Origin of the sequence: Streptomyces yaizuensis, assembly GCF_034961445.1 — a bacterium.
In the GTDB taxonomy this organism is placed as follows: domain Bacteria; phylum Actinomycetota; class Actinomycetes; order Streptomycetales; family Streptomycetaceae; genus Streptomyces; species Streptomyces yaizuensis.
Genome location: NZ_BSBI01000008.1, coordinates 136,552 through 151,312, shown reverse-complemented (window position 1 = coordinate 151,312; position 14,761 = coordinate 136,552). Strand labels below are relative to the sequence as shown.

The window sequence follows — 14,761 nt, the reverse complement described above, 5'->3', positions numbered from 1 at the left end:
GCTGGGCGAATCGGCGGACGACAACCGGCCGACACGCTTGTTTTACCAGGTCAGAGTGGGCTTTTAGAAAGGGGAGCGGAGGTGTCACCCTCCGTAGAGGGCAGGCAGATCGACCAGGAGGACATCGTCGCGCTGGGCGGCGAGCTCGGCCAGATCGGGAGAGAAGCCGTGCAGGGAGTACAGGGCCAGAGTGGTGCCGTCGATGTCGTACCCCTGCTCGGCAAGGAGGGTGCGGATGTGTTCCAGGCGCTGTAGGTCGCCGGTCCCCCGGCGGGCGGCGGTCGCCTTGGCCTCGCCGAGGAGCGCGATCCTCGCCCGGGGTGCCTGTGGACGCTCACCGGCGGCCAGGGCGATGACATCGACCTCGTGTTTGGTCCGGGCGGCCTGGTCGGCGACCTCGGTCGTGCCCACCGGGCCGGTCAGTCCACCGGGCAGGAGGGTGTGGGCGTAACGGCGGGTGAAGTCGCGGGCCAGGTCCTCGAAATGCGGCCCGAGGATCTTGGAGTTGAAGGTCGGAGCGGCCTGCTGCCACACCTGCTCGGCGAAGCCCTGCTCCACGGCGGCTGCCTGCGGCAGGGTGATCAGCTGGTTGAAGCGGATGACCGGGTCGGCAAGGGTGATGATCGGATGCCGGGCGCGGAGGATGTCCTGTTCCCGCTGGATGTAGCCGGTGGACTCCAGTACGCCGAGCGGGTGCGCGACGGCAGTGCGCGGGCGTTCCAGAGCCGCACCGATCTTGCTGGGGGTGGTGGCCCCGTTCGCGATCGCGGTGAGGATGTCGTAGTACAGCGTGTGCTGGGTGATCCTCGGATCCTCACGCAGCAGGTACTCGGTCTCGGTGCGCGAGTGCACCGCCCGGCCCGGGTCGAGGAGCGTTCGGGTGAGCCACCCGTCGAACCCGTCGTCAGGGTGCGGACGGGCGGCCACCGGCCGGTAGCCGGGCGCCCCGCCGAGGACCGCGTGCACTTTCAGCGCGGTCAGCGGGTCTTCGATCTGCCAGAAGGCCCGGCTGTCCCGGTAGCCGAAGGGGCCGAGGCGCAAGTCGACGACAGCCCGGCCGCGCAGTGGTTTCGTCCCCGAGAGCAGTTCGTGCATGACGCTCATCGCGGAGCCGCACAGGACCAGGCGCGGCCCGGGTCCGGCCCCGGGCCGGGTCCCGCGCTGACGCTCGTCGTAGAGCTGCTGAAGCAGCCCAGGAATCTCAGGTGAGTGCTGGAGCAGATACGGCAGCTCGTCGATCACCAGCAGTGGGTGCGGCGAGCGGGCCGTCACATCAAGGGCGTTGGACAGCACATCGCGCCAGTCCGTCAGCCGCAGGCTCCCCGACCGCAGGCCGGCGTGGGCGGCGATCGCGTCACTGAACCGGTGGATCGCGGGCAGTCGCCCCTCCTCCCGGACCGCCGTCACGTACAGACCGCCGACCCGCTCGGACAGGGCCTGCAACAGGTACGACTTCCCGTACCGCCGCCGCCCGGACACGATGCCGAGCCGCATCGCGGGATCCGGATCAGCAAGGAACTCGGTGAGCAGAGCCCACTCCCGGTCCCGGTCCACGACATCATCCGGCTTGGCCAGCAGGTTGCTCTTCACCGGACCTCCAGTACATCGACTAGACGGATTCTGTATAAGTCTACTTCGACAGATTCCGTCACACTGGAGTTCATCAATGCTGCCCAAGGTCGGCGGGCTGTGAGCCTGGCGCTGTAGGCGCCTTCCGGTGACCGACCGCAGAAGGTGATCCATCCGGGTGCGGTACCGGCCTCGTCCGTGAACAAAGGGAGCAGAGGAGGCGGGACGGCCGTCGGGTCACGTCGGTGGAGGGGAAAACGGGGGCCATGCGCAAAACACCCCCCTGATCGCGTCTCCGCAGATCAGAGGGGTGTTAGAAGCGGTAGCGGAGGGATTTGAACCCTCGGTGACTTGCGCCACACTCGCTTTCGAGGCGAGCTCCTTCGGCCGCTCGGACACGCTACCGGGAGAGAGCTTAGCCCAAGGTGGCCCCTGCGCCGAAATCCATATCCGGGAGATGCCCGGAAGAGGGCCGGGAGGCGGCGGCGGAGCCGTCCTGGCAGGGCTCAGCGGGTGCGGAAGAAGGCCGTCAGAGCCTTCGCGCACTCCTCTTCCAGGACGCCGGCGATCACCTCGGGCCGGTGGTTCAGCCGGCGGTCGCGGACCACGTCCCAGAGCGAGCCCACCGCGCCCGCCTTCTCGTCGCGCGCGCCGAAGACGACCCGGCCCACCCGGGACTGGGTGATCGTCCCCGCGCACATCGTGCACGGCTCCAGGGTGACCACCAGCGTGCAGTCGGTCAGCCGCCAGCCGCCGGTCCGGGCGGCGGCGCGGCGGATCGCCAGGACCTCCGCGTGGGCGGTGGGGTCGCCGGTCAGCTCCCGTTCGTTGTGGCCGGTCGCGAGCGTCGTGCCGTCGGGGGCCAGCACGACGGCGCCGACCGGCACATCGCCGGACAGCGCCGCCCGCTCGGCCTCGGCCAGGGCGAGGCGCATCGGCGCCGCCCACGGCTCCCGTACCGGATCTGTCACTGCCGTACCGCTTCCGTCGCCGCTGTCTTCCCGAACGGACGTGCCGGGCCCGGCACGATCCGGACGGACGACCCTAACGGACGGTCTCCAGTACGTCCGACGCGCCCAGGGCGTCCGCGATCTCTCCCAGGGCGTCGGTGTCCAGTGCCAGCAGCTCCCTCTCCGTCATGCCCAGGTCGGCCAGGATATGACGGTCGCCCACCGGGCCCGCGGGCGCCGCCCCCGGGTCGGCGGCCGGGTCATGGTCCCGGTCCTGGTCGCTGTCGTCGTCGTTCCCGGCCGGCTCCCCGTCCTCCGTGCCGTCGAGGTCCAGTGCGTCCAGATCCTCGGCCGGGTCGTCCTCGTCCCCGCCGAGCAGTTCATGGGTGAGCATCTCCCCGTACGAGGAACGCGCCGCCGCGGCCCCGTTGGAGACATAGATACGAGGATCCTCCTCGCCCTCGATCCGGACGATGCCGAACCAGGCGTCCTCCTGCTCGATGAAGACGAGCACCGTGTCCTCGTCCGGCGAGGCCTCCCGGGCCAGATCGGCCAGATCCGACAGGGTCTCCACATCGTCTAGCTCTGTGTCGCTCGCTTCCCACCCGTCTTGAGTGCGCGCGAGCAGTGCGGCGAAGTACACCGTGACTCTCCCACTGATCAGAGGTGTGACGACTGACGGAGCCCAGGTGCGTGCCCCGCCCACTCGGAATCGTGGCAGAAACCGGCGCTTTGCGAGAGGTCTTCCGTCGTTGCGTCGTCCATCAGTTCTCAACTGGGCCTTTCACGCCTCAACGTAAACGCCGCCCGGGCCCGCGCCGCTCCGGCTCACCAGCGGAAGGTGCGCATACGCATCTGCTGGCGCATTCTCGCCGCGCGCGCCCGGCGGGGCTGCACCCTCTCCCGGAGGGCCTTCGCCTCGTTCAGCTCTCGGAGGAACTGCGCCCGGCGCCTTCTGCGCTCGGCGTCGTCGTCGCTCTCGTTCCCACCCTCGGCCGCCGGGCCTTCCAGGGCGCGTTCCACGGCGTGTTGCTCCTCATCGCGTTTCTGCTCGGGATGCTCGGGTTCCGGCACCGGCCTCACCACCCCATGGCTGACGTTTGCCTCCACCTTCCCTCCGGAGGCCCCGTTGAAGCGAGCCGGGCTAGTGTTGACGTCATGCGGATCCATGTCGTCGACCACCCGCTGGTGGCGCACAAACTCACCACGCTGCGCGACCGGCGCACCGACTCCCCGACCTTCCGGCGGCTCGCCGACGAACTGGTCACCCTCCTCGCGTACGAGGCGACCCGGGACGTGCGCACCGAGCAGGTGGACATCGACACCCCGGTGGTGCGGACCACCGGCGTCAAGCTGTCGCACCCGCGCCCGCTGGTGGTGCCGATCCTCCGGGCCGGCCTGGGCATGCTCGACGGGATGGTGCGGCTGCTGCCCACCGCCGAGGTCGGCTTCCTGGGGATGATCCGCAACGAGGAGACCCTGGAGGCGTCCACGTACGCCACCCGGATGCCGGAGGACCTGTCCGGCCGCCAGGTCTATGTGCTGGACCCGATGCTGGCGACCGGCGGCACGCTGGTCGCGGCGATCCGGGAGCTGATCCGGCGCGGCGCGGACGATGTGACGGCCGTCGTGCTGCTGGCGGCGCCGGAGGGCGTCGAGGTGATGGAGCGGGAACTCGCGGGTGCGCCCGTGACCGTGGTCACCGCCGCCGTGGACGAGCGGCTGAACGAGCACGGGTACATCGTGCCCGGCCTCGGTGACGCCGGTGACCGGATGTACGGCACGGCCGAGTAGACAGACGTTCGATCAGCGGAATGAGCGGTCCGGGCCCGGGCCTGTGCGGTGTCCGGGGCCGGACCGCTCTTTCGTGCCCGAGGGGCCCATCCGACGGATCAGGCTGGAGCCCGACAGGATCCGTCGGACAGACCCTGGCGGCGGTGAGTGTTCAGCACTTGCCCTTCGCGGCGGGCGCCGGCTTCGCCAGCGCGGCCAGGGCCGCGTCGGCCTTCGGCTTCGGCGTCAGCGCCGAGTACGCCGTACCGATGATCAGATCCACGTCGGCGGTCTTCCGCGCGTCCGCCTTGACCGGCGCGTTCGCGAGCTGGGTGCCCAGGATCCGCAGCGGTCCGGTCGCCGCCGCCCGGGAGCCCACCAGCACCCCCGCCTGCTTGACCTTCTTGTCGTACGCGGGGGAGGCGTTGCCCACCTTGCCGATCGTGAAGCCGCGCTTCTTCAGCTCGTCGGCGGCGGACTTGGCCAGTCCGCCGCGCGGGGTCGCGTTGTAGACGTTCACCGTGATCTGCCGGGGCTGGAGCCGTGCGGCCCCGGCGGCACCGGCGGCGGAGGCGGCGGGCACCGGTTTGCAGTCGCCCTTGCGGCCGGCGGCCCGCTCGGAGCGGCGGTCGTCGCCGGTGTAGACGTCCACGAGCTGTGCGGTCCCCCAGCCGGCCAGCCCGAGCACGACCGCCCCGACGGTCATCGCCGTGACGATCCTGCGCCGATGGCGGGGGCGTCGCATCCTCGGGTACCGATCGCCCGTGACACGGTACTTTCCGCCCATGCCGGGAGGAGTCAGCATGCTCATGGGCGCAGCGTAGTGCCGCCCGGTGCCCGTTCCTACAAGATGATCGGCGGACTGCGTCCGTACGGTGCCGTAAAGGGCCCGAAAGGGTCAGTCGGCCGGGCCGGCCGGGGCGGGCGCCGGCCGTTTCCTCAGCTCAGCTCCAGCACCCGGGCGTGCAGAACCTGCCGCTGCTGGAGCGCCGCGCGCACCGCGCGGTGCAGGCCGTCCTCCAGATAGAGGTCGCCCTGCCACTTCACGACATGCGCGAAGAGGTCGCCGTAGAAGGTGGAGTCCTCGGCGAGCAGCGTCTCCAGGTCGAGCTGGCCCTTGGTGGTGACGAGCTGATCGAGGCGGACCGGGCGCGGCGCGACATCCGCCCACTGGCGGGTGCTTTCCCGGCCATGGTCGGGGTAAGGCCGTCCGTTTCCGATGCGCTTGAAGATCACACGGAAAGCCTACCGGGCAGAGACGTCCGGGCGCAGCCATGACGACCGAGTGCGATCCTGGGCAAAACTCCTCAGACCCGGAGAATCAGGGGTTCCTCATGGCCGAGAGCATGCCGCCGCAGGCCCGTGATATCGCCTCGGGATACGCCTTCACGGGCCCCGCGCTGGACCTCGGGGCGCTGTTGTGGGAAGGGGAGCCGCTGCCCGCCGCGCCGGTCCGGATTCCGCTGGCGCAGCTCAACCGGCACGGTCTGGTCGCGGGCGCCACCGGCACCGGCAAGACCAAGACGCTCCAGCTGATCGCCGAGCAGCTGTCCGCGCAGGGGGTGCCGGTCTTCCTCGCCGACATGAAGGGCGATCTGTCCGGGGTCGCCGCCCCGGGGGAGCCGGGCGGGCGGGTCGCGGAGCGGGCGGCGGCGGTGGGGCAGGAGTGGGTGGCGGAGGGCTTCCCCTGCGAGTTCTACGCGCTCGGGGGCGTCGGCCCCGGGGTCCCGGTCCGGGCGACGGTGACGGATTTCGGCCCCGTCCTGCTGGCCAAGGTGCTCGATCTCAACCCGACCCAGGAGCAGTCGCTGGGGCTGATCTTCCACTACGCCGACAGCAAGGGCCTGGAGCTGATCGACCTCAAGGATCTGCGGGCGGTGGTCGCTTTCCTCGTCTCGGACGAGGGGCGGGCGGAGCTGAAGGGCGTGGGCGGTCTCTCGGCGGCGACGGCCGGGGTGATCCTGCGCTCGCTGACGGCGTTCGAGCAGCAGGGGGCGGCGCCCTTCTTCGGGGAGCCGGAGTTCGACACGGCGGAGCTGCTGGCGGTCGCCGCCGACGGGCGGGGGACCGTCTCCGTGCTGGAGCTGTCGGCGGTGCGGGAGCGGCCCCGGCTCTTCTCGACCTTCCTGATGTGGCTGCTGGCGGATCTCTTCCACGATCTGCCCGAGGTGGGCGACGTGGAGAAGCCGAAGCTGGTCTTCTTCCTGGACGAGGCGCATCTGCTGTTCACGGGCGCGAGCAAGGCGTTCCTGGAGTCGATCACCCAGACGGTGCGGCTGATTCGCTCGAAAGGGGTCGGGGTCTTCTTCGTGACCCAGACGCCCCGGGACGTGCCCGCCGAGGTGCTCGGCCAGCTGGGCAACCGGGTGCAGCACGCGCTGCGGGCCTTCACGCCCGAGGACGCGAAGGCGCTGACGGCGACGGTGCGGACCTTTCCCCGGTCGGCGTACGACCTGGAGGAGGTGCTGACCGGGCTCGGTACGGGGGAGGCGGTGGTGACGGTGCTGAGCGAGAGCGGGGCGCCGACGCCGGTCGCGGCGGTCCGGCTGCGGGCGCCCGTCTCGCTGATGGGGCCGCTCGACGCGGGGGCGCTGGCGGCGGCGGTGGCGGCGTCGGCCCGGTATCCGCGGTACGCGACGGCCGTGGACCGGGAGTCGGCGTACGAGAAGCTGACCGCCCCGGCCCCGGCACCGCCGGTCCAGGAGGCCCCGCCCCCGCCGGAGCGGGACCGGTCCCTGATGGAGCAGGTGGCCGGCAGCGGCGTCTTCCGCTCCCTCGCCCGCTCCGTCGGCACCCAGCTGGGCCGGGAGATCACCCGTTCGCTCTTCGGCACGGCCCGCCGCCGGCGCTGACGCCCGCCGGGACGGTGTCCGGACGCGGCCGGGCCCCGCTCCCCGGGAAGGCGGGAGCGGGGCCCGGTCACACCGTCCGGGGGATCAGCGGGTGGCCTCCGCGTGACCCGTCTTCGGCGTGCCCTGGACGGTCGGCGCGGACTTCGCCACCGGCGTGCGCAGGGTGCTGATGTCGTGGGCGTAGGTGCCCGCCGCGTTCGCGATGACGCCGATGTTCACCTTGAACGCCTTGAGGCTGATGTTCTTGATGTCGTCGCCCTTCTGGTGGTAGTTCGGGTCGTACGGCGCTCCCGCCGTGCCGCCGAACTTCGCCGCCTGGGCGGGCGTCTTGATCACCTCGGCGCCGGTGAAGGTGCCACCGGAGGGGATGCCCACCGCGATGAACGGACCGTAGTCGGAGCGGCCCGTGAAGTCGGTGCCCTCGTGCGGGGTGCGCTTCCCGTCGAGGTACTTCGTGATGTCGCGCTCCAGCTGGGCCGAGCCCTCGGGGCCGGGGCCCGCGCCCACGCCGTCCGAGTTGTCCCCGTCGTAGACGAAGATGCCGTAGTTGGGCGAGGCGATCATGTCGAAGTTCAGATAGAGCTTGATCTCCTTCTTGCCCAGCGAGCTGAGCCCGGCGACATACGCCCTGGAGCCGAGCAGTCCGCTCTCCTCGGCGCCCCACCAGGCGAGCCGGACCTTGTTGGTGGGCCGCTTCTCGGCCTTGGCCAGCTCCTGGGCGACCTCCAGCAGACCGGCGGAGCCGCTGCCGTTGTCGTTGATGCCGGGGCCCTCCTGGGCGCCGTCGAGGTGGGCGCCGAGCATCACGGTGTTGGCCGCGTTGCCGTGCTTCGTCTCGGCGATCACATTGTGGGTGGTGCGGATCTGCTGGAGCTGGCGGACCTCGAAGGAGACCTTCACCGGTCCGGCGGCCGCCGCAGCGGCCAGCGACTCGCCCTCCGCCTGGGTGATCCCGCCGACGGGGATCCGGGGCGAGGTGTTCTCGCTGAGGGTGCCGCCCATCGCGCCGGGCGCGTTGTTCCACACGATCACGCCGACCGCGCCGGCCGCCGCCGCGTTCTCCTGCTTCTGGAGGAAGGTGCAGGAGCCGCGCTTGATCAGGGCTATCTTCCCGGTGAAGGTCCCGGAGGCGAAGTCGCCGGGCTCGCAGCCGGGGGTGTCGTCCACGGGCACCGCCGCGAGGTCGGCGCTGATCCCGCCCACCGGGGTCGACGGGGTGTAGTCGAGCGCGTTGATCTCGATGTCCCGGGCCGTCGGGGAGAGGACGGAGAGCTTCTCGGCCTGCGTCTCGATGTAGCGGAAGGTGAACGGCTCGTACCGGACGTCGTATCCGTACTTCTTCAGCTGGTTGTAGACATACCCGGCGGAGGCGTCGTACCCGATGGTGCCGGCGGCGCGGTTGCCGCCCGCGCTGTCGGCTATCCGCTGGAAGCGCTTCAGATGCTTGTGGGCGTCGTCGACGGACGCGCTCTTCACCAGTTTTTGGGCGAGCTTCCTCGCCTGCTGTCCCGGGTCCTGGGCCGCTGCCCCGGAGGCGGACGAGGGGGCGGAGGCGAGCAGCAGCGGGGTCACGAGTGCGGCGGCGGCCATCGTGGCCACCGCTCTGCGGCGGGATGCCTTCACAGAGTTCCTTCCCGGCGTGGACAAGACAAGTTGAAGGGAAGTTAGCGACATCGGCACGGCCAGGGGAACGCCTGTGCGCCAACTCCCGGGTTTGTTTATGTCATTGACATTCCAGGAGCAGGAACGTCCGCTTCAATGACCGGATTTCGGTCGTTCTACTCGCTCTTTTTAGCCTTTTCCGCGCGTTTCATCTCTTGCTTGTACGCGCGTACTTTTGCGAGTGATTCCGGTCCGGTGATGTCCGCCGCCGAGCGGTACGAACCCTTTTCGCCGTAGGCGCCCGCCGCCTCGCGCCAGCCGGAGGGGTGGACTCCGTACTGCTTGCCGAGGAGCGCGAGGAAGATCTTCGCCTTCTGCTCGCCGAAGCCCGGCAGCGCCTTGAGGCGGGCCAGCAGGGTCGCGCCGTCCGGGGCGTCGTTCCAGACGGCGGCCGCGTCCCCGCCGTACTCGTCCACGAGATACCGGCAGAGCACCTGGATCCGCTTGGCCATGTTCCCGGGGTAGCGGTGGACGGCCGGCTTCTCCTTCAGCAGACCGGCGAACGCCTCCGGGTCGTACGCGGCGATCCGGGCCGCGTCGAGGTCGTCCTCGCCCATCCGCCGGGCGATCGTGTACGGGCCCGAGAAGGCCCATTCCATCGGGACCTGCTGATCGAGCAGCATCCCCACCAGCGCGGCGAGCGGGCTGCGGCCGAGCAGCGCGTCGGCGTCGGGCTGCTGGGCGAGACGGATCTCGGGGCTCATGGTCCGATGGTCGCCCGGCCGCGCCCCGGCCGCACGGCGGGGCCCCCGGCCGCCGGGTGGCGGACGGGGGCCGGAAGGTCAGCCGTCGCTGCTGGAGTCCCTGCTCAGGATCACCGAGTGCTCCAGGACGTCCTCCAGCGGATCATCGATCTGACCGATGTGGATCAGCGTGATGCCGTTGTGGGAGTTCTCGTGGATCTCGTCCGCCGCCGCCGGGGCGGCGGGGAGCAGGGCGCCGAGGGCCAGCGCGCCCAGAGCGGTAAGGGCTATTTTCGCCTTCATATCCTCTTCTTCGTCCATCTGTACGGTGAGTACGGTCGTTGTCGCGGACTCCGGCAGCCGGTCTATCCGGTCGGCCGACCCGGAGGTCACGCCTGATCCCGCTCGGCCGGATGCATTCACCCGTTCGAGTGGTTTCCGCCCGGCGCCGGTCAGTAAAGGTCACCGGTCACCGGTGGTCGGTCGGTGGACGCAGGTGCATCAGGGAACGCGGGTGAAGCGGACGATCGTCGTCTCGCAGGAGTTGTCCGCGAACAGCTTCAGCGCCTCCAGCTCCGCCTTGTCCGGGGTCAGCCCCCAGCGCAGCTTGGTGCCCACCCAGTCGCCGACGTAGCGGCAGATCGCCGAGGTCTCCGGCGGCAGCCAGTGGGTGATGTCCTGGTCGCCCTTCTCCCGCGCGACCCGCTTGGTCACGGCGGCCAGCGTGGCCGGGGAGTCCTGGTCGTTGGCGTAGGCCTCCCGGCGCTCCGCCGTCCACTGGGAGGCGCCCGAGCCCCACGCCTCGGCCAGCGGCACCACGTGGTCCACGGTCATGCTGGAGACCCGGTTGCTCGACTGGTTGTCGTAGTACGAGACCCAGCGCCCGCCCGTGACCGCGCACCCGGCGGAGTGCGCGGCCTCGTCGACGGCCTCCGCGAGCAGGACCTCCCGGTCGGTGGCGCAGCCGTCGGCGGGGTCCCGGCCCTCGTTCCAGTGCCGGAAGGCCGCGGGCGTGTACCCCGTCCGGTCCTCCTCGGTCTCCACCAGCAGCGAGATGGCGTCCTCCAGCTGGTGGATCTCGGCCGGCTCGGCGGGCGGCGCGGGCGCGGCCGGAGCGGGGGCCGCCACGGGCGCGGGGGCGGGCGCCGCGGGCGGTGCCGGGGCGGCCTGGGCGGGCGCGGACAGGGAGAGCGAGAGAGGGACGAGCGCGAGGGAGAGGGCGGCCAGAGTCCGCCCCGCATGACTGGTCATGACCGGTTCATAGCGTCCACGGCTCCCGGCGCTGTACTGCTTTGGTGCCTTCTTCACTCCTCCGGGTGGCTATTCCGGGGTGCGCGCGGGCGCCGTGTTGACGACGGTGTCGCTTTGGGCGCCGGCCGGGGGCGCCGCCCCGGCGGCCGGCGCGCTCCGGAGTACCCCGGAAACGCGCCGGCGGCGACAGGTCCTAGGGCAGCCCGGTGTGCAGAGCGTTCATCAGGGTGCCATTCGGAGTGTCTCCCGACATTTCCCAGATCATCGCGCCAAGCAGGCCCTTAGACCGGATCCAGGCGGTCTTGCGCTCGATCGACCAGGGGTCGTCGAAGCTCCACCACTGCCCGTTCTCGCCGGTGTAGCCGAAGGTGGACACCGACTGGGCGTCATGGTGGACGGTCATGTTCGGCGTGCTGGTGATCAGATTGTGGTAGCCGCGGATGCCCGCTTCGGTCGGGAACTGTCCCGGGGCCGCGCCGTTCGCGGACTGCCACTCCCCGGCCGCCGTGCCGCCACTGGCCACGTTCTTCCAGCCACGCCCGTAGAACGGGAAGCCGACGGTCAGCTTCCGTGCCGGGACCCCGGCGTCCAGATAGGTCTGGACGGCCCGTTCGACACTGAAGTCGAAGGGGTACGGGTCCTGCGCGTCCCGGTGGAGATTGGCCTGGTGGCCGGTGCGCGCGGGCTCCCAGGAGTCGTCGCTCCCGGAGCCGTGGAAGTCGTACCCCTGGACGTTGGCGAAGTCCAGATAGTCGAAGATCCGCGAAAGGTCCCAGCCAGCCTGGATCTTGGCCGGATCCGCCGGGGTGAAGGCGGTCAGCAGCCGCCGCTCGCCGGGCAGTTCGTCCAGCTGGCGTCGGAACTCCGCGAGCAGTGCGGTGAGGTTGTTCTTGTCGGCGGCGTTCCAGCGGTTGCCCGGGTGGCCCTCCGCGCCCGGCCACTCCCAGTCGATGTCGATGCCGTCGAAGACGCCCGCGCCCGTGCCGGGGCCGCCGGCGCCGTTGTACACGGGCAGATTGCCCTTGATCCAGACGTCGACGCAGGAGCGGACGAACTTCTCCCGCGAGGCCGGGGTGGCGGCCGCGTCCGAGAAGAACTTGGAGAAGGTCCAGCCGCCGAGCGAGACCACCACCCGCAGATGCGGATGCTTGGCCTTGAGCTTCTTGATCTGGTTGAAGTTGCCCCGGAGCTTGCCCCAGCCGTCGTCGGCCACCCCGTCGACGGACTGGGCCGCCGATATCGGCCGCGCGTAGTCGGCGTCCGCGTCGCCCGCGCCGGTGCCCTCGTCCGGGTCCTGGGGGTTGCCGGACACCCCCTTGGTGACCCCGGCCTGACAGGTCAGATTGACCGGGTCGATGTTCTCGAACGCGTAGTTGATCACGTCGAGCTTCGCGGCGGAGCCCGAGGTGTCCAGGTTCTTCACGAAGTACTGGCGGCCGTAGAGCCCCCACTGGATGAAGTAGCCGACCTTGTGGTGGTTCCCCGGCCCGGCGACGTCGTCGGTGACGGCGACGGCCGGGGTGGAGTGCGCGGAGACGTTGTCGGCGGTGTCCCGGGCGCGGACCGTGAAGCTGTACGAGGTCACGGGCGACAGCCGGTCGACCGTGACGGACGTGCCGGTCACCGTGGCCACGAGCACGCCCGAGCGGAACACCTCGTACACCGCGACCGCGACGTTGTCCGCCGACGCCGTCCACGCCAGGGAGAGCGACGAGGCGGTCCGCGCGGTGACGCGCAGCCCCTGGGGGACGGACGGCGGCACCGGGTCGGTGGCCGGGTCGACGGTCGTCAGGGCCAGCGGCGGGCCCGGCGGCCCGGTGTTGCCCCGGACATCGCGGGCGCGCACGGTGAACGTGTGCCGGGACGCGGGCGCGAGACCGGTGACGATCGCGGACGTGGTGCTCGCGGTCGCGACCGGGGCGCCGCCGTCCAGCACCTCGTACGAGGCCACGGGGTGGTCGCCGGGGACCGCCGCCGACCAGGCCAGCGCCACCGTACGGGCGGTGACGGCGGTCGCCTGCGGGGCACCCGGCGGGCCCGGTGGCACATCGGGGGTGCCGTCGCACTTGTCGCCGTTGACGGTGCACCGCGTGGGCGGGGTGATCGGCCCGTTCGCGACGAACCAGTAGCTCCAGGGCTCGGTGGTGCCGCCCGCCGGGACGGTCGCGTTGTAGTAGGCGTTCTTCACCGTCACCCGGGAGCCGGTGACGGTGGCCTCGCCGTGGTAGTGGCCGGTGAGCGTGACCCCGGCCGGCAGGTCGAACTCCAGCGTCCAGCCGGTGACGGGCGCGGTCCCGGTGTTGCGGACGGTGTACGTGCCCTTCCACCAGGAGCCGTTGTTCTGGGTGGTGAACGCGGCGGTGAGCGTGCCCGCCGCCTGGGCGGGGGAGGCGAGGCCCGCGAGCGCCGCGAGCGGCAGCAGGGCCAGGGCGAGCAGGGTGGCGAGTGTCCGCCGGGACCGTGTGCCGCCGGGGCTCCGTGGCCGATCGGGTCGGTGGGGTCCGCGGTGTGGGCGTCGGGTGAACATGGCGCTCCCTGAGGGGGTAGGGGGTGGGCGACCGTGCTCGTCCGTGCGGTGGTGCGTGCGCTGTTCCTGTGGATGAGGGCGGGTACGGTTCTGGGCCCGGGCTCACGGGACCGCCGTCGCCGCCACGCATATGACAGCCAAATTACGGCGTGCCGCCGGAGCGCACCGGTCGCCGGGAGCGCGGGGTTCCCGTCACTGTCGGCATTCCGCCAGGGCCCCGGCGGGTTCGGTGGCAGGCAAAGGTCTGTACCTCCGGCCCGGTTCCGCTCTACCGTTCTAGCGTCGGTGGCCGGAACCGGCGGGGCGGGAGAGGCGGAATGACGGACAGTCAACCGGCCGGACACGCCCACCGGGACGGACGGCCCGGACACCGGGACACGGCGGGACCGATCCGGCGGGACCGGGCCCCCGGCCGGCCGGCGACCGGAAAGGGAACCGGAACGGGAGCCGGAGCCGGAACCGGAATCGGAGCGGGGGCGGACCGGGCCGGGCAGCGGCTCGGCGCGCTCGGGGTCCCGCCCGACGAGGAGTTCCTCTACCGGGCCCTGCTCGCCCACCCCCGCGCCACCGCCGCCGAACTCGCCGGGGCCACCGGCTGGGACACCGCCCGGGTCCGCCGCCGCACCGGCGCGCTGGAGCGGCGCGGGCTGCTCACCCGCGCCCCCGGCCGCCCCGCCCGCTACGCGCCCGCGCCCCCCGAGGTCGCGATCGAGCTGCTGGCCCTCCAGCGGCGGGCGGAGATCGAACGCGCCCGGGTCGCGGCGGTCCTCCTCGGCCAGGAGTTCCGCGCGGTGCGCCAGCAGGGGCAGGCGTGCGAGACCCTCAGCGGCCGGGAGGCCGTCGACCGCTGCTTCTCCCGGGTCCAGCGGACCACCCGGGACGAACTCCTCGTCCTGGACCGGGCGCCGTGCCCGGCCCAGCGGGAGCTGCTGACCGGCGGGGTGCGCTGCCGCGCGATCTACGCCCACGGCTCGCTGGAGACCCCCGAGCAGCTCGGCCGCTGCCGGGAGCTGGCCCGGCTCGGCGCGGAGAGCCGGGTGCTGGCCGAGGTGCCGCTGACCCTGGTGGTCTCCGACCGGCGGACGGCCCTGGTGCCCACGGGGCGGCCCGGGACGGGCGAGGGGGACGTGCTGGTCCTGAACGTGCCCGCGCTGCTGGAAGGGCTGGTGATCCTGTACGAGCTGCTGTGGCAGCGGTCGGTGCCGCTCTGGCCCGGGGGCGCGGGCGCCGACGGGGGTGCGGCCGGCGGCTGTGCCCCCGGTCCTTCCGTGCTCTCCGGGGACGAGGAGCATCTGCTCGCGCTCTCCGCCTCGGGCCTCACCGACCGGGCCATCGCCCGCCGGCTGGGGGTCGCCCAGCGGACGGTGGAGCGCCGGATGCGCCGGATCATGGATGCCCTCGGCGCCCGTACCCGGCTCCAGGCAGGTCTCCAGGCGGCCCGCCGGGGCGTCCTCGCCGACCCCCGCCGGCCGCGCTGACCCGCCGGCACCAGGG

Annotated in this window: 14 protein-coding genes and 1 tRNA gene; 3 read left to right on the top strand and 12 right to left on the bottom strand. The window is 71.7% G+C overall.

The features are described 5' to 3' along the window. Positions 1–84 precede the first annotated feature (84 nt). From SYYSPA8_RS20180 to SYYSPA8_RS20160, 5 genes are all read right to left on the bottom strand, one after another. Positions 85–1,590, bottom strand: a complete 1,506-nt coding sequence (locus SYYSPA8_RS20180) for an AAA family ATPase (RefSeq protein ID WP_323448629.1) — start codon at positions 1,588–1,590, stop codon at positions 85–87. 299 nt (positions 1,591–1,889) lie between these two features. Beyond that, positions 1,890–1,974 (bottom strand) — tRNA-Ser (locus SYYSPA8_RS20175). Between the two features lie 101 nt (positions 1,975–2,075). Next, positions 2,076–2,504 carry a tRNA adenosine(34) deaminase TadA gene (gene tadA, locus SYYSPA8_RS20170; protein WP_323448822.1) on the bottom strand — a complete coding sequence of 143 codons (429 nt, stop codon included), beginning with the start codon at positions 2,502–2,504 and terminating at the stop codon, positions 2,076–2,078. A 109-nt stretch (positions 2,505–2,613) separates the two neighbouring features. Beyond that, on the bottom strand, positions 2,614–3,162 hold the full coding sequence (locus SYYSPA8_RS20165; protein WP_323448628.1) for a tRNA adenosine deaminase-associated protein: 549 nt from the start codon (positions 3,160–3,162) through the stop codon (positions 2,614–2,616). Between the two features lie 185 nt (positions 3,163–3,347). After that, a complete protein-coding gene (locus SYYSPA8_RS20160; RefSeq protein WP_407706044.1) occupies positions 3,348–3,605 on the bottom strand; it encodes a hypothetical protein in 258 nt (85 codons plus the stop codon). A gap of 72 nt (positions 3,606–3,677) precedes the next feature. On the opposite strand from SYYSPA8_RS20160, the gene upp reads away from it, so the two are divergent. Beyond that, on the top strand, positions 3,678–4,313 hold the full coding sequence (upp, locus tag SYYSPA8_RS20155; RefSeq protein ID WP_323448627.1) for a uracil phosphoribosyltransferase: 636 nt from the start codon (positions 3,678–3,680) through the stop codon (positions 4,311–4,313). A 151-nt stretch (positions 4,314–4,464) separates the two neighbouring features. Here the strand turns inward: upp and SYYSPA8_RS20150 are convergent, their stop codons facing one another. Both SYYSPA8_RS20150 and SYYSPA8_RS20145 read right to left on the bottom strand, forming a co-directional pair. Then, positions 4,465–5,103, bottom strand: a complete 639-nt coding sequence (locus SYYSPA8_RS20150; protein ID WP_323448626.1) for a LytR C-terminal domain-containing protein — start codon at positions 5,101–5,103, stop codon at positions 4,465–4,467. Positions 5,104–5,231: 128 nt separating this feature from the next. Next, positions 5,232–5,528, bottom strand: a complete 297-nt coding sequence (locus SYYSPA8_RS20145; RefSeq protein ID WP_323448625.1) for a type II toxin-antitoxin system VapB family antitoxin — start codon at positions 5,526–5,528, stop codon at positions 5,232–5,234. A gap of 98 nt (positions 5,529–5,626) precedes the next feature. Between SYYSPA8_RS20145 and SYYSPA8_RS20140 the strand changes: the two genes are divergently transcribed. Further along, positions 5,627–7,144, top strand: coding sequence for a helicase HerA-like domain-containing protein (locus SYYSPA8_RS20140; RefSeq protein ID WP_323448624.1), 1,518 nt, complete (start codon positions 5,627–5,629; stop codon positions 7,142–7,144). 84 nt (positions 7,145–7,228) lie between these two features. Here the strand turns inward: SYYSPA8_RS20140 and SYYSPA8_RS20135 are convergent, their stop codons facing one another. The 5 genes from SYYSPA8_RS20135 to SYYSPA8_RS20115 all read right to left on the bottom strand — a co-directional run bounded on the left by SYYSPA8_RS20135 (position 7,229) and on the right by SYYSPA8_RS20115 (position 13,267). Then, positions 7,229–8,767, bottom strand: coding sequence for a M28 family metallopeptidase (locus SYYSPA8_RS20135; protein ID WP_323448623.1), 1,539 nt, complete (start codon positions 8,765–8,767; stop codon positions 7,229–7,231). Positions 8,768–8,922: 155 nt separating this feature from the next. After that, a complete protein-coding gene (locus SYYSPA8_RS20130; protein ID WP_323448622.1) occupies positions 8,923–9,510 on the bottom strand; it encodes an HhH-GPD-type base excision DNA repair protein in 588 nt (195 codons plus the stop codon). A 78-nt stretch (positions 9,511–9,588) separates the two neighbouring features. After that, positions 9,589–9,792: a hypothetical protein gene (locus tag SYYSPA8_RS20125; RefSeq protein ID WP_323448820.1), complete on the bottom strand. Its 204-nt coding sequence runs from the start codon at positions 9,790–9,792 to the stop codon at positions 9,589–9,591. Positions 9,793–9,990: 198 nt separating this feature from the next. After that, positions 9,991–10,740, bottom strand: coding sequence for an HNH endonuclease family protein (locus SYYSPA8_RS20120; RefSeq protein ID WP_323448621.1), 750 nt, complete (start codon positions 10,738–10,740; stop codon positions 9,991–9,993). A 193-nt stretch (positions 10,741–10,933) separates the two neighbouring features. After that, positions 10,934–13,267 (bottom strand): glycosyl hydrolase family 18 protein, encoded by a 2,334-nt coding sequence (locus SYYSPA8_RS20115; RefSeq protein WP_323448620.1) that lies wholly within the window; start codon positions 13,265–13,267, stop codon positions 10,934–10,936. 317 nt (positions 13,268–13,584) lie between these two features. Here SYYSPA8_RS20115 and SYYSPA8_RS20110 point away from each other — a divergent pair, with 317 nt between their 5' ends. Next, positions 13,585–14,745, top strand: a complete 1,161-nt coding sequence (locus SYYSPA8_RS20110; RefSeq protein ID WP_323448619.1) for a helix-turn-helix domain-containing protein — start codon at positions 13,585–13,587, stop codon at positions 14,743–14,745. Positions 14,746–14,761 lie beyond the last annotated feature (16 nt).